The sequence below is a fragment of the Gluconacetobacter tumulisoli genome (assembly GCF_014174155.1).
GTDB lineage: Bacteria > Pseudomonadota > Alphaproteobacteria > Acetobacterales > Acetobacteraceae > Gluconacetobacter > Gluconacetobacter tumulisoli.
Window position 1 is genome coordinate 467,073 of the sequence record NZ_JABEQM010000001.1, and the last position, 21,093, is coordinate 488,165.

At 70.0% G+C, this 21,093-nt stretch carries 16 protein-coding genes; all 16 read right to left on the minus strand.

What is annotated here, in order from left to right; genetic code table 11:
* The 16 genes from recN to HLH28_RS02245 all read right to left on the minus strand — a co-directional run bounded on the left by recN (position 1) and on the right by HLH28_RS02245 (position 21,090).
* Positions 1-1,722 (minus strand): DNA repair protein RecN, encoded by a 1,722-nt coding sequence (recN, locus tag HLH28_RS02170; protein WP_182953676.1) that lies wholly within the window; start codon positions 1,720-1,722, stop codon positions 1-3.
* A 40-nt stretch (positions 1,723-1,762) separates the two neighbouring features.
* Positions 1,763-2,665, minus strand: coding sequence for an outer membrane protein assembly factor BamD (locus tag HLH28_RS02175; protein WP_182953679.1), 903 nt, complete (start codon positions 2,663-2,665; stop codon positions 1,763-1,765).
* Positions 2,666-2,761: 96 nt separating this feature from the next.
* A complete protein-coding gene (gene lpxC, locus HLH28_RS02180; protein WP_182953909.1) occupies positions 2,762-3,700 on the minus strand; it encodes a UDP-3-O-acyl-N-acetylglucosamine deacetylase in 939 nt (312 codons plus the stop codon).
* Between the two features lie 255 nt (positions 3,701-3,955).
* A complete protein-coding gene (gene ftsZ, locus HLH28_RS02185) occupies positions 3,956-5,398 on the minus strand; it encodes a cell division protein FtsZ (protein ID WP_182953681.1) in 1,443 nt (480 codons plus the stop codon).
* A gap of 98 nt (positions 5,399-5,496) precedes the next feature.
* Positions 5,497-6,900, minus strand: a complete 1,404-nt coding sequence (ftsA, locus tag HLH28_RS02190; RefSeq protein WP_182953685.1) for a cell division protein FtsA — start codon at positions 6,898-6,900, stop codon at positions 5,497-5,499.
* A complete protein-coding gene (locus HLH28_RS02195; RefSeq protein ID WP_182953689.1) occupies positions 6,897-7,901 on the minus strand; it encodes a cell division protein FtsQ/DivIB in 1,005 nt (334 codons plus the stop codon). Before HLH28_RS02195 ends, ftsA begins: the two co-directional genes overlap by 4 nt.
* Positions 7,902-7,911: 10 nt before the next feature.
* The gene (locus HLH28_RS02200; RefSeq protein ID WP_182953692.1) at positions 7,912-8,868 is read right to left on the minus strand and encodes a D-alanine--D-alanine ligase; all 957 of its coding nucleotides are present in this window, start codon (positions 8,866-8,868) and stop codon (positions 7,912-7,914) included.
* Complete coding sequence (gene murB / locus HLH28_RS02205; protein ID WP_182953694.1) at positions 8,865-9,881, minus strand: UDP-N-acetylmuramate dehydrogenase; 1,017 nt, start codon at positions 9,879-9,881, stop codon at positions 8,865-8,867. Before murB ends, HLH28_RS02200 begins: the two co-directional genes overlap by 4 nt.
* Positions 9,878-11,323 carry a UDP-N-acetylmuramate--L-alanine ligase gene (gene murC, locus HLH28_RS02210; RefSeq protein WP_182953697.1) on the minus strand — a complete coding sequence of 482 codons (1,446 nt, stop codon included), beginning with the start codon at positions 11,321-11,323 and terminating at the stop codon, positions 9,878-9,880. The genes murB and murC overlap by 4 nt, the downstream gene beginning before the upstream one ends.
* Positions 11,320-12,489 (minus strand): undecaprenyldiphospho-muramoylpentapeptide beta-N-acetylglucosaminyltransferase, encoded by a 1,170-nt coding sequence (murG, locus tag HLH28_RS02215; RefSeq protein ID WP_182953701.1) that lies wholly within the window; start codon positions 12,487-12,489, stop codon positions 11,320-11,322. Before murG ends, murC begins: the two co-directional genes overlap by 4 nt.
* Positions 12,486-13,649, minus strand: a complete 1,164-nt coding sequence (locus HLH28_RS02220; RefSeq protein ID WP_182953705.1) for an FtsW/RodA/SpoVE family cell cycle protein — start codon at positions 13,647-13,649, stop codon at positions 12,486-12,488. The genes murG and HLH28_RS02220 overlap by 4 nt, the downstream gene beginning before the upstream one ends.
* The gene (gene murD, locus HLH28_RS02225; protein WP_182953708.1) at positions 13,649-15,031 is read right to left on the minus strand and encodes a UDP-N-acetylmuramoyl-L-alanine--D-glutamate ligase; all 1,383 of its coding nucleotides are present in this window, start codon (positions 15,029-15,031) and stop codon (positions 13,649-13,651) included. Before murD ends, HLH28_RS02220 begins: the two co-directional genes overlap by 1 nt.
* The gene (mraY, locus tag HLH28_RS02230; RefSeq protein ID WP_182953714.1) at positions 15,028-16,119 is read right to left on the minus strand and encodes a phospho-N-acetylmuramoyl-pentapeptide-transferase; all 1,092 of its coding nucleotides are present in this window, start codon (positions 16,117-16,119) and stop codon (positions 15,028-15,030) included. The genes murD and mraY overlap by 4 nt, the downstream gene beginning before the upstream one ends.
* Positions 16,119-17,531 carry a UDP-N-acetylmuramoyl-tripeptide--D-alanyl-D-alanine ligase gene (locus tag HLH28_RS02235; RefSeq protein ID WP_182953716.1) on the minus strand — a complete coding sequence of 471 codons (1,413 nt, stop codon included), beginning with the start codon at positions 17,529-17,531 and terminating at the stop codon, positions 16,119-16,121. Before HLH28_RS02235 ends, mraY begins: the two co-directional genes overlap by 1 nt.
* A complete protein-coding gene (locus HLH28_RS02240) occupies positions 17,528-19,012 on the minus strand; it encodes a UDP-N-acetylmuramoyl-L-alanyl-D-glutamate--2,6-diaminopimelate ligase (protein ID WP_182953719.1) in 1,485 nt (494 codons plus the stop codon). The genes HLH28_RS02235 and HLH28_RS02240 overlap by 4 nt, the downstream gene beginning before the upstream one ends.
* Positions 19,009-21,090, minus strand: coding sequence for a peptidoglycan D,D-transpeptidase FtsI family protein (locus tag HLH28_RS02245; RefSeq protein ID WP_182953723.1), 2,082 nt, complete (start codon positions 21,088-21,090; stop codon positions 19,009-19,011). The genes HLH28_RS02240 and HLH28_RS02245 overlap by 4 nt, the downstream gene beginning before the upstream one ends.
* Positions 21,091-21,093: the final 3 nt, after the last annotated feature.

Sequence of the window (21,093 nt, forward strand, 5' to 3'; positions counted from 1 at the left end):
TCAACCCTGCAGAAGACTGTCGGCGGCCGCCCGCGCGGCCTCGGTTATGATATCGCCGGCCAGCATGCGGGCGATTTCCTCGCGGCGCTCGGCCGCCGGCAGCGGTTCGGCGCGGGTTTCCGTCCGTCCCTTCACGACCGATTTGCTGATCCGCAGATGGGCGTTGCCGCGGGCCGCGACCTGCGGGCTGTGGGTGACGACCAGCACCTGCACATCCTGGCCCACTCGCGACAGCCTGTCGCCGATGGCCGAGGCCGTGGCCCCGCCGACGCCCGAATCGACCTCGTCGAACACCAGGGTCGGCACCGCGGAGCGTCCGGCCAGCACGACCTTGAGCGCCAGCATCAGGCGCGACAATTCGCCGCCCGACGCCACCTTGGCCAGCGGGCCGGGGGGCTGGCCGGGGTTTGCGGCGATCTGGAAGGCGGCCTGTTCCCGCCCGCGCACGTTCCAGGCCTCGGGCGCCAGCGGTACCAGCGAGACGAAGAAACGCGCGCGTTCCAGCCGCAGGGGGCGCAGTTCCGCCGTGACGGCCTGCTCCAGGCGGCGGGCGGTCTTTTCCCGCACGGCGGTCAGGGCCTGCGCGGCGGCCTCGAAGCGGGTGCGGGTGTCCCGCATCGTGGCCTCCAGCGCGCCGATGCGGGCATTGCCCGAATCCAGTGCCGCCAGCCGGCTGGTGAAGGCGGCCAGCAGGCCCGGCAGTTCGGGGACCGACACGCCGTGCTTGCGTGCGGCGGCCCGCAGGGCGAACAGCCGTTCCTCGGTCTGTTCCAGCAGGCGGGGATCGCCTTCGGACTCCGCGGCGAGGCGCGAGAGCATCGTTTCGGCCTCGGCCAGGGCCTCCTCGGCGCGTTCCAGCGCGGCGAGGGCGTCCTGCGCCATGGCCTGCTGTTCGGCGCCCGGCTGATCGGACCCGTCCGCGGTCCCCGGTGCGGGCAGCAGGCGCTGCAAGGTGCGGCTGGCATTGCGCAAGGCGGCCGCGGGCCCGCTGGCACGCCGGTCGCGCGGCGTCAGGTCGGCCAGGGCCGCGGCGATGGCTTCGGCGCGCCGTTCGCCCTGCTGCAGGGACTGGCGCAGGCCGGCCAGGTGCGTTTCCTCATCCTCCTGCGGGGCCAGGGCCGACAGGTCGTCCACCGACTGGCGCAGCCAGTCTTCCTCGCGCGCCGCGCTTTCCATCGCGGCGCGGGCGGCGGCGAGCGCGGCCGTGGCTTCGATCCAGGCGCGGTAGGCCGCCGCCGTGTCGTCGCGCAGCGCCTGCGGTACGCCGAACGCATCCAGAAGGTCCAGATGGGTGGACTGGTCGGCCAGCCCCATCTGTTCGTGCTGGCCCTGGATTTCGACCAGCAGTGCCGCCGCCCGACGCAGCAGGTTCACGCCCGCCGGCTGGTCGTTGATATAGGCGCGGGACCGACCGTCGGCGGCGACGATCCGGCGCAGGACGATCGGTTCGCGCGGATCGTCGATCAGGATGCCCTGTTCGCCCAGCAGGGCGTGCAGCGGATGGTCGGGCGCGATTTCGAAGCATGCGGACACGCTGGCCTGCTCGGCGCCGGCGCGGACCAGGCCGGCACTGGCGCGGTCGCCCAGCGCCAGGCCCAGACTGTCCAGCAGGATGGACTTGCCCGCGCCGGTTTCGCCCGTCAGCACGGTCAGGCCGGGGGAAAAAGGCAGATCGAGCTTCTCGATCAGAACGACGTCCCGGATCGAGAGGCGGGTCAGCATGGGAAGGGAGCGCGCGGGAGGGGGCGGGACCGCACGCGGATCAGAAGACCGCGTGCCACGCGCGGGAGAAGAAGCCGCGCCGCGCCGGCCCGCCATGGTCGTGCTGGGGGGAGACCGGAACCGGCATGTCGGCGGCCAGCAGATGTTCGCTGCGCAGCATGTTGTAGCTGTAGCGGTACCATTTGCTGCCGGGATAATTGTAGGACAGCACCGACGCCGAGCGGCGCGCCTGCTCCGTCAGGCCCAGGTCCAGATAGACCTCGACCAGTCGCTCCAAGGCCTCGGGGACATGGTTCGTGGTCTGGAAATCCTGGATCACGCGCTGGTAGCGATTGACCGCGGCCTCGTAATTGCGCTGCTGCTGGTAGAAGCGGCCGACGAGCATTTCCTTGCCGGCCAGATGGTCGCGGCAGAGATCGATCTTGAGCTGGGCATCACGGGCGTAGGGCGATTGCGGGAAGCGGGTGACGACCTCTTCCAGCGCGTTCATCGCCTCGACGGTGCCCTGCTGATCGCGCTGCACGTCGGCCACCTGTTCGTAATAGCACAGGGCACGAAGATAGAAGGCGTAGGCGGCGTCGGGACTGGTCGGATGCAATTCCAGGAAGCGGTCCAGCTGCTGCACGGCATCAGGATATTTATCCTGCAGATAGTCGGCGTAGCCTTCCATCAGCTGCGCGTTGGCCGTGTATCCCGAGTAGGGATAATTCTGCTGCAGGACCTCGAACTCGGCGGCGGCAAGCGGGTAGCGTTGGCTGCGCAGGGCGTCGATCCCGTTATTGTAGAGCGTGTCGGCCGACGCCATCCGGGATACCATCTCGTCCGCGGATTTCTTGCTGGCGCAGGCCGCAAGCACCAGCATTACGGAAAGCGAGGCATATCGGACGGCACGACGGCCTGTCGGACGGTCAGCGAAGGGGAATCGAAATCTGCGCAATGACATGCCGGCTCTTCCAGTTCGGTCTGCCTTATATCATGCGGCGGGCCGGGGTGAAGGCCGTGTTGTCGTTTTCGTTGCGGGTCGGATCGAATTTGCCGGTCATGCCGCCACGCGCAGGGCCTGCGCCTGGGGGGCGCGAGTCCGGATGCGCCACGCGCCGCGATCGGCGAACAGCGTCCGCAGCAGCCGGTTGTTCAGGGCATGACCGGATTTGTGACCCGTGAACAGGCCGGTGAGGACGCCCCCGGCCAGGTACAGGTCGCCGATCGCATCGATCATCTTGTGACGGACGAATTCGTCAGGACGGCGCAGTCCGGTCGGGTTGAGGACGGCATCGCCGTCGACCACGATCGCATTGTCCAGCGATCCGCCGCGCGCCAGGCCTGCGGCATGTAGCGCCTCGATTTCCTGGCGCAGGGTGAAGGTCCGGCAATTGGCGAGGTCCCGCCGGAAGACCTGCCGGTCGAAGCGCATGGCGAAGGTCTGCGCGCCGATCGCAGAGGCGGAAAAATCGATCGACATCGTCATCGACAATCCGGCCTCGCGCCCCGGGCGCAGTTCGGCGAAGGCATCACCGTCGGCGACGCGGACCGGGCGCAGGATCTCGATGACCGTGCGGGGGGCGGTCTGCTCCACATGCCCCGCGCAGTCGAGCAGGAAGACGAAATCGGCGGCCGAACCGTCGAAGACCGGAACCTCGGGCCCATCAAGGTCGACATAGGCATTGTCGATGCCGCCCGCCGACAATGCGGACATCAGATGTTCTATCGTCGCGACCCGCAGGGCGGGATCGTGCGGATCGGCGATGACGGTGCTGAGGCGGGTGTCCGCGACATGGTCGAACCGGGCCGGAATGCTGCGCCCGTCCATGTCGATGCGTCGGAAGACGATGCCGGTATGTTCCGGTGCCGGGTGCAGGGCCAGGGCGATTCGCCGCCCCGTATGCAGGCCGGTCCCGACGCAGGAAATGGACTGGCGCAGCGTCTGCTGGCGTGCCGTGCGCGGAAGGGGGCGGCTGGTGCCGTCGCGGCCCGGCATGTCGGCGGTGGTGGTGCTGTCGGCGGAAATCGGGCCGCGGTTGGATGTTACCACCGAGGTTGCCAGCATACCGTCCATCTGCGTCCCCTGCGTTGATTATTGTTCAGCCGTTACAGGAACGACAGTTTGATCTCTAACGGGAACGCCGGTCTGCGGCCAGTCAATCATTATTGCCGTCTGTTACGGCGTAACATATTGATAAAGAAAGAGATAAACCCGTAATGCCCAGGGTGGGCACTACGGGTCAGAAGGGGCTCAGGGCTGGCGGCGCAGGAAGGCCGGAATGTCCAGTCCGACCTCGTCGGCCGAGGCCTGCCGCACGGCCGCGGCGGGTTCGTGCTCCGGCAGGGCGGGTTCGGCGCGCGGGGCCTCCTGCGCCGGGGCGGCGCTCCGGCGCAGCACGCCGGTGACGATGTTGAACAGGCTGTTGCCGCGCTGGGGCGCGGGATGTGTCTCCTCGGGACGCGGCGCCTCGGAAAACAGGGGCGAACGCGGCGACGGGCGGGCGCCCTGCTGCGCCACCCGATGCGGCACCGAATTGGGCGACGGCGCCCCGACGGGCGCCGAATTGAGGAAATTCGGCGCCTGGTGGCGCGGCGAGGGGGACTGCGCCGCGGCCAGCGCGGCTTCGGTCGCCGCCGGGTCGTCCTGGACCGGGGCGGCCTGCGTCGCATCGGGCGTGGCCGGCGCGGCCTCGGGGTGACCCGGCTCGGCCATGCGGATCGGCGGGGTGTCGATGCCGGTCGCGACGACCGAAACCCGGATGCAGCCGTTCAGCGTGGGATCGATCGCCGAGCCGAAGATGATGTTGGCGTCGTCGGCGACTTCCTCGCGGATGCGGTTGGCGGCCTGGTCGACTTCGTACAGCGTCATGTCCTCGCCACCCGTGATGTTGATCAGCAGGCCGCGCGCGCCCGCCATCGACGTGTCTTCCAACAACGGGTTGGAAATCGCGTCTTCGGCGGCGGAAATGGCGCGATTCTCGCCTTCGGCCTCGCCGGTGCCCATCATCGCCTTGCCCATCTCGGCCATCACGGTCCGGATGTCGGCGAAATCGAGATTGACCAGGCCGGGCGCCATCATCAGGTCGGTCACGCCGCGCACGCCCATGTAAAGGACATTGTCGGCCATCTTGAACGCATCCTTCCAACTGGTGCGCTCATTGGCCAGGCGGAAGAGGTTCTGGTTGGGAATGACGATCAGCGTGTCGACGAATTGCTGCAGTTCCGCAATGCCGCTGTCGGCGGATTTGGACCGGCGCGCCCCTTCGAACGTGAAGGGCTTGGTGACGACGCCGACCGTCAGGATGCCGCGTTCGCGGGCCATGCGCGCGATCACCGGGGCCGCGCCGGTTCCCGTGCCGCCGCCCATGCCGGCGGTGATGAAGACCATGTGCGCCCCGTCGAGATGCCGGGCGAGTTCGTCCGCCGCCTCCTCGGCCGCCGCGCGGCCGATTTCGGGCTTCGCCCCGGCGCCCAGGCCCTGCGTCAGGTGCGGGCCCAGCTGAATCCGGCGATCCGCCTTGCTGTGCGACAATTGCTGCGCGTCGGTGTTCGCCACCACGAATTCCACGCCCTGCAACTGGGACTGGATCATGTTGTCGACCGCATTCGTGCCACCGCCCCCGACGCCGATCACGGTGATGCGCGGCGTGAAGTCCGAATGATTTTGCTGCGGGATGGAGAGGTTGAGGGTCATGGGCGTCTCCCGGGACGAGGCGTATGAGTACGATTCAGATTCATAAGAGCGGGGTTGGCGATTCGGGCGTTTTTCAGGGGGCTATTTGAATCATTTTATCACACCCTGTCGCGTATGAATTCGACGATGCGGCGCAACATTCCAGGTGCGCGGGGTTCGGCGAAATCGATGTCGCCCAGCGCGCCGCCCGCGCCCGCCGCCCAGGCCAGCAATCCGGCCGACGTCGCGAAGGACGGCCAGGCCGCCGGATCTTCGGGCAGGCCGCGGATTCCGGTCGGCCGGCCCAGGCGGACCTGGCGGTTCAGGATGCGCGCGGCCATGTTGCCCACGCCGTCCAGCAGGGATGCGCCGCCGGTCAGGACGACGCGTCCGTCGGTGGCCCGGCCCACGCCGGCGGATTCCAGCCTGTCGCGCACCATTTCGAGTGTTTCCTCGATTCGTGGACGAATGATTGAAACCACCTTGGATCGGGAAATATTGACGAATTGATGGTCATCGTCACCGATCAGCTGCACCGGCAGAAGGTCCAGGTCGTCGTCGGCGGACAGTTCGGCCGAGCCGTACATGGTCTTGAGCCATTCCGCGCTGTCGATCGATGTCGACAGCACATGCGCGATGTCGCGGGTGACGTGCTGCCCGCCCACCGGCAGGCAGGCGGTGTGCAGCAACTGCCCTTCGCCGAAGATGGCGATCGAGGTCGTGCCGCCGCCCATGTCCACCACGGTCACGCCCAGGTCGCGTTCGGCGGCGTCCAGCACCGACAGGCCCGACGCCAGCGGAGCGGAGACCAGTTCCTCGATCTTCAGTTCCGCGCGCGACAGCACCGTCTCCAGGTTGCGCAGCGCGGTGGTCGAGGCATCGATGACATGCAGCCGCGAGGTCAGCTGGTCGCAGAGATGGCCACGCGGATCGGCGACGCCGGCCGTTTCGTCCACCGAGAAATCGAGCGGCAGCGTGTGGATCGTCGAGCGTCCCTCGCTCATCGCGCGCATCCGGCCCTCGGTCACCACGCGGCGGACGTCGGATTCCGTGATCTCGCGCCCGCCGACGGGCCAGCGGACATTGAACAGGCGGCTTTCGGGATGGCCGCTGGACAGGTTGACGTACACCTTGTCCAGCCGCCGTTCGGCCGCGTCCTCGGCCTGGCCGACGGCGGCGCGGATGGCGGCCTCGGCCTGGCGCAGATCGACGATGCCGCCCGACCGCACGCCATGTGACCGGCGCCAGCCATGGCCCAGCACCCGCAGCGTACCGTCCGACTCGCCCCGGCCGATCAGGCACATGATCTTCGTCGAACCGATATCCAGCACGCCGAACGTGCCCGGGCGCCATGTGCGCGGCGCCATCGGTTCGTCCGGCGGGGGCAGGGCGATGACCCGGCTGCCCGACGATCCGCCGGTCGCCTGGGGTGCGTGCTGGTCCTTGCGTCGGGCGCGCCGGCGGCGCACGGCCCGGGCGGGGGGCTGCTCCCCCGTTGGCGGGACCACGACCAGATCGTTCATGTGCGCCTCCGTTGGGCAGGTTCGCCGCCCAGGGGCGGCAGGGTCGAGGCGGTGGGCGTCATGGGAACAGGATGAGGGGCGGCAGCATGGGGGGCGACGGGATGGTCGGCTTTTCCCCCGGCAGCCTTGTCGTCGGCGGGCTTGCCGGCCACCGGTGCTCCACCGGATGCCGGGGCGGCCGCGTCGGCGGACGGCGGCGGTTGCTGCACCACCAGGCGGTCCGGCAGGCGCATGTCGATGCTGATGACCGGGCGGTCCAGCAGCTTCATGCCGGCCTGCAGGTCGGCAAGGCGGCGCAGGGCGGGAATTTCCTCGCCTTCCGGCAGCAGGACCGTGGTGCCGTCATGCAGCAGCAGGTTCCAGCGCCGCTGGCCGACCCGGATCGCCGCGGTGACCCGTGACTGGACGACCGGCTGGGCGGCCAGCGCGTCGATCAGCGCCGCCGCGGCGACATTGGCGTCCGGTCCGACCACCAGCGGCAGCTGGAGGAACGCCTGCGCGTCCTTGCCGGTCATGCCCTGGTCGCGCACCTGGGTGCCGGCCCGATCGATCAGCATGAAACGGCCTTGGTTCTGCCAGACGGCGAAGGGCCGGCGTTCGGTCAGGCGCACCACGATTGTGCCGGGCAGGTGCCGCTCGACCACCGACCGGTCGACGAACGGCAGCGCGTCGATCCGCCGGCGCGCGGCCTCGACGGAAAAGCCCAGCACCGGGTCGCCCAGCCGCACGCCCAGGGCGTCCTGCAGTGCGGCCTCGGTCGTCAGGTAGCGGCCGCTGACGGTGATCCTGGTAATCCGCAGCGGCAGCAGGCTGACCAGCTTCGCGCGGATCGGGGCGAACCGTTCCTCGGATCGCATGTCGCGCAGCACGGCGACGGCGCCCAGCGCGCCTGCGGCCAGCATGAGGACAAGCACAATCGGCCGCACCATGCGGCGCTGCCGCCGCATGAAGATCGACAGCCGTGACGGCCGGTCGTTGCGATTGTCCCCGTGGCGCGTCATGTGCGGCGTGTCATGTCCGGCAGGTTGCGTGCTCGACCATCCAGCGGCACAGCGCGCCGTAGGAGATGCCGCAGGCGTTCGCCTGTTCGGGCAACAGCGAGGTGGCGGTCATGCCCGGCTGGGTGTTGACCTCCAGGATCACCAGGCGTCCCGGCCCGTCGCCGCATCCGGTGTCGTCATAGCGGAAATCGGTGCGCGACGCGCCCGCGCAGCCCAGTGCCTGGTGCGCGACGACGGCGATGCGCAGGGCCTCGGCGAACGCATCGGGATGGATTTGCGCGGGCAGCACGTGGTGGGAGCCCCCGGCCTCGTATTTCGCGGCATAGTCGTAGAATTCATGCGCGGCGTCGGGATTGGGCGTGATGTCGGTGATCGTCAGCGCGCGGTTGCCCATCACGCCGACCGTCAGTTCGCGGCCAGGGATGAACTCCTCGACCAGCGCCTTCGGGCCATAGGTCCAGGCGGCGGCGATCGAGGCACGGCGGTTGGAGCCCGGACGCACGATTTCCACTCCCACCGACGATCCCTCGTTCAACGGCTTGATGACGTAGGGCGCGGGCAGGGGATCGGCGGCCGGAAAATCCGCGATGTCGATGACGCCGCCCGCCGCGACCGGCAGGCCGGCGGTGGCGAACACCGCCCGGGCGGCGGCCTTGTCCATCGCCACGGCGGACGCGCGGACGCCCGAATGGGTATAGGGGATGTTCATCCAGTCCAGCACGCCCTGGATCGACCCGTCCTCGCCGAAACGGCCATGCAGGGCGTTGAAGACGACGTCGGGCCGGTGGGCGGTCAGGTCGGCGACGATCGCGCCCAGGTCGGGGCCGGCATCCAGTACGCGGACATCGTAGCCCTCCTCGCGCAGGGCCGCGCTGATGCCCCGGCCGCTGGCCAGGCTGACCTCGCGTTCGGCGGACAGGCCGCCGGTCAGGACGGTAATGCTCCGGGCCGGGTGCGGGGCGGTCATGGCGCGTCTCCTGTGGTCGGGGGGGCGGCGGGGCGGCCGATCCGCTTGATTTCCCAGTCCAGCGTCACGCCGGTCCGTTCGCGGACGCGCTGGCGGACCGTCTCGCCTAGCCGTTCCAGGTCGGCGGCTGTCGCCGAACCGGTGTTGAGCATGAAATTGCAATGCTTCTCGCTGATCTGCGCGCCGCCCAGGGTCAGGCCCCGGCAGCCGACCGCGTCGATCAGTTCCCAGGCCTTGCGGTTCGAAAGCGCGGCGTCCGGATTGCGGAAGGTCGACCCCCCGGTCCGGGCCCGCGTGGGCTGGGAGGACTCGCGCGATTCGCGGATCAGGGCGATGGCCTGCCGGATGTCGGCGGGCGCGGCGGCGGTGCCGCGCAGGCGGGCCCGGGTGACGATCGATCCGGCCGGCAGGGCCGAACGGCGATAGCCGAAGCCCAGCGCGGTCGCGGACAGCCGCACCCTGTTGCCATCGCGCGTCACGATGTCCGCCCAATCCAGCACGGCCGCGGTGTCCGACCCGTAGGCCCCGGCGTTCATCGCCACGGCACCGCCGATGGAACCGGGAATGCCGGCCAGGAATTCCAGGCCCTTCAGCCCGGCATCGGCCGCGTGCTCGGCAACGGTCATGTCCAGACAGGCCCCGCCGACCACCAGCCCTTCGCCCTCGACCACGATGTCCGAGAACCCGCGGCCCAGACGGATGACGATCCCGTCGATCCCGCCATCGCGCACGATGACGTTCGAGCACGCGCCCAGCACCGTCAGCGGAATATCGGGCGGCAGGCGGGTCAGGCAGGTGGCCAGGTCCTGCGCGTCGGCCGGCTGCAGCAGGACCTCGGCGGCCCCGCCGACGCGGAACCAGGTCCTGGGCCCCAGCGCAGCCCCTTCGGTCAGCCGGCCACGAAAGTCCGGCAGCAGGGCGCGCAGCCCCGCCGTCCACGTCGCAGATGCCTCGGCGCCGGCGTCCTGGGACCCTGCCCCGGTGTCGGGCGGAAGGGCGGCGGTCGTCGTCATGCCGCGAAATCACCCTTTCGTCCTGCGCCGGCCGGGGCCTGCAGGGCGGCAAGTTCCTTCGGCAGGGCCTGCGCCCAGTTGGTGATGCTGCCTGCGCCGAGGCAGACGACGAAGTCGCCGGGGCGGGCGACGGCATGGATCATTTCGGCCAGATGCTCCGGCGCCGGCAACGGCACGACCGAGCGATGGCCGCGTTCGCGCAGGCCCTCGACCAGCGCGTCGCGATCGATGCCCGCGATCGGGGCCTCGCCCGCCGCATAGACGTCGGCCACCACCACCGTGCCGGCGTCGTTCATGCAGGTGCAGAACTCGCCGAACAGGCTTTGCAGCCGGGAATAGCGATGGGGCTGGACGACGGCGATGACGTTGCGCGCGCCGGCCTGGCGCGCCGCCTTCAGCACGGCGGCGATTTCCACCGGATGGTGGCCGTAATCGTCGATCACGGTGATGCCACCGGTTTCGCCCGTGCGGGTGAACCGCCGCTTGACGCCCCGGAACCCGGCGAAGGCCGAGCGGATGGTGGCGTCGTCGATTTCCATCTCCACCCCCACGGCGATCGCGGCCAGCGCGTTCTGTACGTTGTGATGGCCCAGCATCGGCAGGCGGAACGGCCCGGCGCGACGGGTGCGGTTGCGGGTGCGGTTGGTCACCACGACCTCGAACGTCGCGCCCAGCTTGTCGGTGATGACCTTCTCCGCGCGGATGTCGGCCTGGGGCGAGAAGCCGTAGGTGACGATCCGGTGGTCCGACAGGCGGGGGATCATCTGCTGCACCGCCGGATGGTCGATGCACAGGACCGCGAAGCCGTAGAAGGGGATGTTGGACACGAACTGGTCGTACGCGGCCTGCATGGCCTCGGCCGTGCCCCAATGGTCCAGATGCTCCGGGTCCATGTTGGTGACCACGGTGATGACCGAGGGCAGGCGCAGGAACGATCCGTCGCTTTCGTCGGCCTCGACCACCATCCAGTCGCCCGAGCCCATGCGGGTGTTGGTGCCGTACGCCTCGATGATGCCGCCATTGATGACGGTGGGGTCCAGGTGCGCGGCTTCCAGCACGGCGGCGACCAGGCTGGTGGTGGTCGTCTTGCCGTGGGTTCCGCCGACGGCCACGGACCAGCGCAGGCGCATCAGTTCGGCCAGCATCTCGGCCCGGCGGACGACGGGGATCAGGCGGCCGCGCGCGGCCACGACCTCGGGGTTGTCGCGGCGGACGGCGGTCGACGTCACCACGACCTGGGCGGCGCCCAGATTGGCGGCGTCGTGGCCGATGGTCACCGTGATCCCCGCCGCGCGCAGGCGCTGGACATTGGCATTCTCGGCGATGTCAGACCCCTGGACGGCATAGCCCAGCATGTGCAGCACCTCGGCGATGCCGGACATGCCGATGCCGCCGATCCCGACGAAATGGATGGTGCCGATGGAAAGGGGCAGGGCTCTCATGCGTGGGTCTCCGTCTTCGCGCCTGTCGGATAGGCGGGGCGGGGCTGCTGATGCAAGCGTCCTTCGATCAGGTCCGCGAACAAGCGCGCGGCATCGGGACGGGCGAGGGCGCGGGCGGCGTCGGCGGCGGCGGCAAGGCCGTCGGGTTCGTCCAGCAGGGATCCGATCCGCGCGGCCAGCGCCGGGGGGGTGAAATCGGGCTGGCGGATCATCCAGGCGGCGCCGGCCTCGGCCAGGGCGGCGGCGTTGGCACCCTGTTCGTCGCTGGCCGCGATCGGCAGAGGCACCAGGATCGCGGGACGGCCCGCATCGGCCAGTTCCGCGACGGACGAGCCGCCGGCGCGGCCGATCACCAGATGCGCGCCGCCCAGCAGCCCGGCCACGTCCGAGAAGAACGGCGAGACCGTGGCCGGAATGTCCATGTCCGCATAGGCGGCGCGGACGCGTTCGACATCCTCGGCGCGGGCCTGCTGGGTGACGTGCAGGCGGGCGCGATGGTGGGCCGGCAGCAGCGCGAGGGCGGCCGGGACGACGTCGCTGAACACCCGTGCGCCCAGCGATCCGCCCCAGACCAGCAGCCGGACGGCCTCGCCCGGCGGGACATAGGGCCGGTCGTGCAGGGCTGCGATCGCGTCGCGGACCGGCATCCCGGTCAGGACCGGCGCGGCCCCGGCCGGCAACCGGGCGACCCGCGCGAACGAGGTCGCGATGCCGTCGGCGAAGCGCGACAGCACGGCATTGGCCTGCCCCAGCACGGCATTGCCTTCATGGATGAAGATCAGCGGCCGCGCCCGGCCCAGCAGGCGCGCGCCCAGCAGCGGCGGGACCGAGGGGTAGCCGCCGAATCCGACCACTGCCGCAGCGTTCAGCCGGCGCAGGATCGCACGCGCCTGCACCGCGCCGCGCGCCAGCGCCAGGGCGGCGCGCAGGCCGCGCGACAGACCGCGTCCGGCGATGCCGGCCCCCGGCAGCACGAATTGCGGGCCGCCGGCGAACACGCCTTCGCTCCGTTCGCCGGCCCGGCGGTCGGTCATCAGCGCGATGGCATGGCCGCGCGACGCCAGTTCCCGCGCCAAGGCCTCGGCGGGGATGAAATGGCCGCCGGTTCCCCCGGCGGCGATGACGATGGGGCGGCGGCCCGTGGCGATATCCGGACGCGCGCTCATGCCGTGGCCCTTCGTGGCCGCAGGGCGGGGCGGCCGCGTGGAATCCGGCTTTCGCCCATGCGATGGCGCGTCAGGGCCAGGACCATGCCGATGGTCAGCGCGACCGACATCGCCGACGACCCGCCATAGGAAATGAACGGCAGGGTCATGCCCTTGGTCGGGATCAGATGCAGGGTGGACCCCATGTTGACGAAGGCCTGGAGGCCGAAGCCGGTGATCAGCCCGGTCGAGGCCACCACGACGAACGGATCGTCCTCGCGCAGCAATTTCAGCAGGGTCCGCACGACGATCAGGCAGAACACGCCGATGATGAACAGGCAGATCAGCATGCCGAACTCCTCGCCCGCGACGGCGAAGACGAAATCGGCGTGCGCGTCGGGCAGCAGGTCCTTCACCCGCCCCTCGCCGGGGCCGCGACCCATCAGGCCGCCGTTGCCGAAGGCGCGCAGCGCGGTGTCGATCTGGTAATGATCGCCGACATTGGGATGCAGGAAGCGTTCGACGCGCGAACGCACATGCGGAAACACCATGTAGGCGCCAAGGAACGCCGCGATCATGCAGCCGACGCCGGCGCCGACGAAAAACAGGTTCAGCCCGTCGATGAACAGCTGCGCCAGGAAGACGGTGGTGATGACGCTGAGCATGCCGATGTCGGGTTGCGATTTCAGCAGCACGAGAATGGCCGCGAACAGTACCAGCGCGATGGCCATGCCGGGGAACAGGCGCCGGGCACGACGTTCGGTCAGCAGCCACGCGGTGACGACGGCGAAGCAGGGCTTGAGGAATTCCGATGGTTGGACCGACATCATCGGCAGGGCGATCCAGCGCCGGGCCCCCTTGATCTCCACCCCGTGGACCAATGTCAGCGCGGTGGCGCCGACAGCCAGGACGAAGCCCACGGCGGCCAGCCGCTTGACCCCCCGGGGCGAGAGCAGCGACGTGCCCGTCACGATCAGTCCCGCCAGGGTCAGGAAGATCACCTGTTTCAGGATGAACATGTCGCGCGACGCGCCGATGCGGGTCGCGACCGCCGGGCTGGCCGCCAGCATCAGCACGTAGCCGAAGCCGATCAGCACGCCGACGCAGCACAGCGTCACCCGGTCGACATTGCGCCACCAGCGCGCGAGATAGGACGTGTCGACGCGCGACATGCCGGCCATCACTCGGTCTCCCCTGCCAGATGCAGCGCACGGACCAGGTCTGCGAAATGCTGGCCGCGATGCTCGAAACTTCGAAACTGATCGAAGCTGGCGCAGGCCGGCGACAGCAGGACCGCCGGCACATGGCCCGCACGCGCGGCAGCGAAGGCGTCGGGCACCGCGCGGTCCAGCGTGCCGGCGATGGTATGCGGCACACCATGCGCGGCCAGCGTTTGGGCCAGCGCGGCGGCGTCCCGGCCGATCAGGAAGGCATGCGCGATGCGGGGGAAGAACGGGGCCAGATCCTCGATCCCGCCGGCCTTGGCGGTGCCGCCGGCGATCCAGACCAGCCGGTCGTAGCATCCCAGCGCCCGGGACGCGGCGTCGGCGTTCGTCGCCTTGCTGTCATCGATGAAGCGGACGCCGTCGATGGTGTCGATCAGCTTCTGCCGGTGCGCCAGGCCGGGAAAGCTGCGCAGGGCAGCCGCGATGCCCGCGCGCGGCGCCCCCAGCGACAGCGCCATGGCCACGGCGGCGGCCGCGTTTTCCGCATTGTGGGCGCCCGGCAGGGACGGGGCGTCGGCCAGAGCCGCGATCGCGCCGGTGTCGTCCCGCAAGGTGCCATCCATGCCCGTCAGGTCGGCGGCCACGGTGCCGGACACCGTCATCGTCGGGATGCCCTGTGCCGTCAGTTCGTCGCGCAGGGCCGTATCCGCCATGTCGTCGATGCCGACCACCGCGAGGTCGTTCGCTGTCTGCCGGTCGAAGATGTGCAGCTTGGCGCGCCGGTAGCCGTCCATGTCGCCATGGCGGTCCAGATGGTCCGGCGTCAGGTTCAGCAGGCATGCGGCATCGAACCGCAGGCTTTGCAGCCGTTCGAGCATGTAGGACGACATTTCCAGCACATACACGCCATTGTCGGGCAACAGCGGCAGCGAGAGGGCAGCCGGCCCCAGATTGCCGCCGGCCGCGACCGGAACGTCGCTGGCCAGCAGGATGTGGGCCAGCAGCGCGGTCGTGGTGGATTTGCCGTTCGTGCCGGTGATGCCGGCGAAGCGCGCGCGCGATCCTGACCGGCGCACGGCCTGGAACAGCAGTTCCGCATCCGACAGGACGGGAATTGCGGCCTGGCGCGCCATCAGGGCAACGGTATGGGGCTGCGGCAGGGCATGCGGGATGCCGGGCGACAGGACCAGCGCGTCGAACCCCGCCAGCGTGTCGAACGGCGCCACCGCGACGCCCGTGACGTCCTGCACCGCCGCGCGGGCGGCGGGGCCGTCGTCCCAGGCCTGGACCCGGGCCCCCATCGCGGCCAGCGCGCGGACGGCGGGCGCGCCGTTGCGGCCCAGCCCCAGCACTGCGAAGCGGTGTCCGGCGAACAGGTCGGGGGGGAAGGCGGTCATCGCAGCTTCAGCGTGGCAAGGCCACACAGTCCCAGGACGATGGAGACGATCCAGAACCGGATCACGATCTTGGGTTCCTGCCAGCCCTTCTTTTCGAAATGATGGTGCAGCGGCGCCATCAGGAACACCCGGCGTCCGGTGCGGCGGAACCAGAAGACCTGGATGATGACCGACAGGGTTTCGACGACGAACAGACCGCCGACGATGCACAGCACCAGCTCATGCTTCACCGCGACCGCCACCGCGCCCAGCGCGCCCCCCAGCGAGAGCGAGCCCGTGTCGCCCATGAAGACGGCAGCCGGCGGCGCGTTGAACCACAGGAAGCCCAGCCCGGCCCCCACCAGGGCCGAGCAGAAGACGCATAATTCGCCCGTCCCCGGCACGGCGTGCAGCTGCAGGTAGTCGGCGAAGACATGGTTGCCGACCAGGTAGGCGATCAACGCGAACACCAGCGCGGCGATCACCACCGGCACGATCGCCAACCCGTCCAGCCCGTCGGTGAAATTGACCGCGTTGCCGAAGCCCGCGATCGTGATCATCGCGAACAGCGGGAAGGCGAAGCCCAGCGGCAGGAGCAGGTCCTTGATGAAGGGGAACGCCAGGTGGTTGGCCAGGTCGGCGGGCATCAGGCTTTCCAGCCAGAATCCCCCGACCAGCGAGGCCGCGAATTCGCAGCCCAGGCGCATCCGCTTGGACACGCCCGCCGTGTTGCGGCGCGACAGCTTCAGGTAATCGTCGGCGAACCCCACCGCGCCGAAGCACAGCGTGACCAGCAGCACCGCCCAGACATAGCCGTTCGTCAGGTCGGCCCAGAGCAGGGTCGAGCCGAACAGGGCAGCCAGGATCAGCACGCCGCCCATGGTGGGGGTGCCGGCCTTCTCCAGAATATGCCGTTCCGGCCCCAGGGCGCGGATCGGCTGCCCCTCGCGCTGGATCCGGCGCAACTGCGCGATCAGCGGGTTGCCCATTACCAGCGAGATCAGCAGCGCCGTCAGGCACGCCGCCCCGGCGCGGAAGGTGATGTAGCGGAACAGGTTCAGGATCGTGACGTGGGCCGCCGCATGATGCTGGATCAGATTGTACAGCATCAGACCGCTTCCCTCGGCGCGGAGGCGGCCGGGGGAGCGGCGACAAGGGCGGCGACGATGTCGCGCATGCGGCTGCCGAGGCTGCCCTTGACCAGGACGACGTCGTCCTGGCCGAGCGCGTCGCGGACCAGCGGTGCGAGCGTCGCCGCATCGGGCGCCCATGCGCCGCGGCGGGAGGAGGGAGTCAGGTCAAACAGATATTTCATATTGGGGCCGGCGCAGAAAACGAGGTCCGCGTTGTCAAGGAGTGCGGGAAGGAGAGATTCATGTTCGGCGCGGGCGAAGGCGCCGAGTTCGCGGATGTCGCCCAGCACCGCCACCCGCCGCGCGGCGGGAAGCAGACCCAGCACCGCGAGCGACGCGCGGATCGACAGGGTGGACGCGTTGTAGCTTTCATCCAGCAGGGCGGCCCGGCCGTCCAGGATCGGCGTCAGCGCGCCGCGTCCCGATCCGGGCCGGAAACCGGCCAGCGCCGCGACGGCAGGGACGACATCCGCCCCCAGCGCGGCCACGGCGGCCAGGGCCGTCACGGCATTGCGCGCCAGGTGCAGCCCCGGTGCGTTCAGGCGGACCGGCACGCACCGGCTGCCGCGGGTACCACCGCAGGTGATAATGAAGTCGCTGCCGTCGCCGGTCATCCGCAGGTCGGACAGGCAGACATCGCTGCCGGGTTGCATGCCCGATGTCCACAGGCGCGCGCCTGCCTGTGTCGCCCGGTCGGCGAAGAGAGGCAGGCCGGTCGCGTCGTCGGGGACGATCGCCGTGCCGCCGGACGGCAACGCCGCGATCAGTTCGGATTTTTCCAGTGCGATGGCGTCCAGGCTGCCCATATGGCCCAGATGCGCCCCGGCGATGGTGGTGATGATCGCGACATCCGGCCGGATCAGGGCGGCCAGCGGGGCGATTTCTCCCGGATGGTTCATTCCGGCCTCGGCCACGCAGAACATCGCATCGGCTGGCAGCCGCGCCAGGGTCAGGGGGACGCCCCAATGGTTGTTGTAGGACGCCACCGCACCATGGGTCGGGCCGATGGCCGCCAGAGCCAGGCGCAGCATGTCCTTGGTCGTGGTCTTCCCTACGCTACCGGTGACGGCGACCATGTGGCCGCCGAAGCGTGCGCGGGCAAAGCGGCCCAGGTCGTGCAGGGCCGCCATCGTGTCGGCGACGCGCAGCAGGCGCGGATCGTCGATGCCGGTGGCATCATGCACCAGGACGGCGGCGGCCCCCTTGTCCAGCGCCGTGCGGACATGGGCGTGGCCGTCGCCGGCCTCGCCGACCAGGGCAATGAACAGGTCCCCCGGCGCCAGAGTGCGGGTGTCGATCGATACCCCCGTCACGGAGATGGAACCGTCGCCTGCGAACGTGCCACCCGTCGCGGCTTCCAGAGCGTCGCGGGTCCACAGGATGGTCATGCCGGCACGCCTGCCAGCCGGCGGATGACGGACACGTCGTCGAACGGCAGGGTCGTGGTCCCGATGGTCTGGCCCTGTTCGTGGCCCTTGCCGGCGACGACCAGCACGTCGCCGGCGCGCAGCATCGACAGGCCCTCGGCGATGGCGCGGGCGCGGTCGCCGATGTCCAGGGCGCCGGGCGCGCCGGCCAGGACCTCGCCCCGGATGAAGGCCGGATCCTCGGTGCGGGGGTTGTCGTCGGTCACGATGGCGATGTCGGCGCGGCGCGTCGCCTCCTGGCCCATCAGGGGGCGCTTGCCGCGATCACGGTCCCCGCCGGCGCCGAAGACGGCGATCAGCCGGCCCGTCGCATGCGGTCGCAGCGCGTCCAGCAGGCGGGCCAGCGCGTCGGGCGTATGGGCGTAATCGACATAGGCTGCCGCCCCGTTCGGCAGCAGGATGGCGCGCTCCATCCGGCCGCGCACGCCGGTCAGGGCCGGCAGCGTATCGATCGCGCGCGCCAGCCCCTCGGCCCCCGGCGCGGCCAGGGCAGCGGCCAGCAGGACGTTGTCGGCCTGGAACCGGCCGGGCAGGGCCAGGACGATGTCGCGTACTACACCGCACACCGCGATCCGAAGGCGCTGACCTTCGGGCAGCGGGGTGCTGTCCAGCAGGCGGATCGTGTCACCGGACTCGCCGACCAGGCGCAGGTCCAGCCGGCGGCGCGCCGCGATGTCGCGCAATGCATCCAGGGTCGCCCCGTCCATGTCCCCATTTGCGGCGGCCAGCGCGCCTTCGGGCAGCAGCGTGTCGAACAGGCGCAGCTTGGCGGCGCGATAGGCGTGCAGCGTGCCGTGATAATCCAGATGGTCGCGGGTCAGGTTGGTGAAGCCGGCGGCCGCCAGGCGCAGCCCGTCCAGGCGGCGCTGTTCCAGTCCGTGCGACGAGGCCTCGATCGCGACATCGGTGACGCCGCCCCGCGCCATGGCGGCAAGGGCCGTCGCCAGCCCGACGCTGTCCGGTGTGGTCAGGACCGGGCCGCAATCGGGCAGGGGGATCCCCGCGATCAGGCCCAGCGTGCCGATGCTGGCGGCCTGGCGTGCCTGATGCGTCCAGATCTGGCGCAGGAAATCGACGGTACTGGTCTTGCCGTTCGTGCCGGTGACGGCGACGACGTGCTCCGGCTGCGCCCCGGCGAACGATGCCGCCAGACGCGCCAATGCCTGGCGGGGGTCGTCTACCCGGATCAGGGGACGGGGCGGCACGTCTGCCGGCCAGACGGTGTCGCGCGGGGCGACGATCACGGCGGCCCCGGCGGCGACGGCCGCGGGAATGAAGGCGCGCCCGTCGGCCCGGGTGCCGGGAATGGCGACGAACAGCGTGCCTGGCCCGACGTGGCGGCTATCGGCGGTGACGCCTGAAATCGCCACGTCGGCCACGCCGTCGGCCAGGGCAGCGATGGATCGGCCCGAATCGGCCAGCAACCGGCGCAGATGGATCATCCCCGCGACTCCGCGATATCGGTCGAGGCCGAGCGGCTGGGCCGTTCGGCCCGCGCGGTATGCAGGCGCGCATGGGGCGGGACGTCGGCCACCGTCAGTTCGCCGTGCCGGCCGCCTTTCCGTTCGGGCTTCGGCTGGTTGCGCGGGTCGCCCGGATCATTGCCGGGCCCCAGCGCGCGATAGCCGTGCGGCACCGCCGGTTCCATCGGGATCGCCAGCGTATCGTCGACGGCCTGCGCGTTGGCCGTATCCGGGAACAGGCCCAGCATCGGGCCGATGCGCGTCACGATCTTCGACACCGTGGGGGCCGCGTTCCATGCCGCCGTTGTCCAGCCATGGGTCTGCGGCGTGGCCTTGGGGCTGTCGAGCATGACATAGACCGCGTAACGCGGCGCGTTCATCGGGAAAATTCCGGTAAAGGCCGCGATGTTGACATGCTTCAGGTACCCGCCGTGCGGGCCGATCTTCTCGGCGGTGCCGGTCTTGCCGCCGACGAAATAGCCAGGGGATTCGGCCGTCTTGCCGGTGCCCTTGGTCACGTCCAGGCGCAGGATGCGGCGCAGCAGCGCCGAGGTTTCGGGCGAGATCACGCGGCGGCCTTCCGGCGCGGGCTCGGCATCCAGGGCGGCATCCCGCGCGGCGGCCGGCTGGGCAGCCTGCGTGCCGAGGCTTGCCAGGGTGGCCTGGGAGCCGCTCTCCGCCGGCGCCGCGTCGCGTGACAGCAGGGTCGGCCGAACCAGGATGCCGCCGTTCACCGTCGCGGCGGTGCCGCGCACGATCGCCAGCGGCGGCTCGGCAACGCCATGGCCGAACGCCACCGTCATGACCGTGGCGATGCCCCAGTTACGCAGGGCGGGCACGATAGGATGGGCCGATTCCGGAAGTTCGATTGGTACCGGCGCGAAGAACCCCATGGCGCGCAGCCAGTCCTGCTGCCGCTGGGCGCCGACATCCAGCGCGATGTGCGCCGCCGCCGGGTTGGACGAATAGGCCATCACCTCGGTCAGCGACAGCCATGGCGCGAAATGGTCCGACTTCATGTCCGAGATGGTGAAGCGTCCGATATGGATCGGAATGCTGGAAAACCGGTCCCAGATATGGGCGACGCCCAGTTGCAGCGCCATCGCGGCGGTCTGCAGCTTGAAGGTCGATCCGGGTTCATACATGCCGGTGACGGCGCGGTTGAAGCGCGCGTCGGGATCGGCGCGCCCGAAATCGTTGGCGTCGTAGTCGGGCAGGCTGACCATGGCGACGATCTCGCCGGTGTTGACGTCCATCACGATGGCGCTGGCGCCGATGGCCTGGAACGTGTCCTTGGCTGCCGCCAGTTCGTCGCGCACCACGGCCTCGATCCGCACGTCCAGCGACAGGCGCAGCGGCGTGCGGTCGCTGTCCAGGCGCTTGTCCAGGAACCGTTCTACGCCCGCGACACCATGGTCGTCGATGTCGACAGCGCCCATGATGTGGGCGGCGACCTTGCCCAGCGGATAATGACGCCGTTCGCCCGGTTCGAAATAGATGCCGGGAATCCCCAGATTGTTGATCGCCACCTCCTGCATCGGCGTGATGTCGCGCGCCAGGTAGATGAACTGCTTTCTGGTGGACAGGCGGCGGATCGTCTCGGTGACGTTCATATCGGGCAGGACGGTCTTGAGCTTGCGGGCCGCGTCCTCGGGTTCGATCATTTCCTGGGGGTTGGCATAGACCTGCGCGACCGGCAGCGAAATGGCCAGGACCTGGCCGTTGCGGTCGACGATCGAGGCGCGATGGACCTGCGGCAGCGCGAAATCGCCGGCCATCATGCCCTTGGGGTCGCTTTTGGGGATGTCGGGGACCTGCGGGGCGATCTGCCGCCGTTCGGGCGCCATCGGCATGAGGACTGTGGCGACCGCCAGTTTCAGCGCAACGGCGCCGAACAGTACGCAGAACCCTGCGGACACGCCCAGCAGGCGCATCTGCGTCCGTTCGCGCGCGGTGCGGGTGCGCAGATCGTCGCCGGTGACCCGCACGTCCATCCGCGGGGGGCGGGAGGGCCCGCTCCGCCTGGTATCTGGTGTGTCGGTCGGGCCGTTGGTCATGTT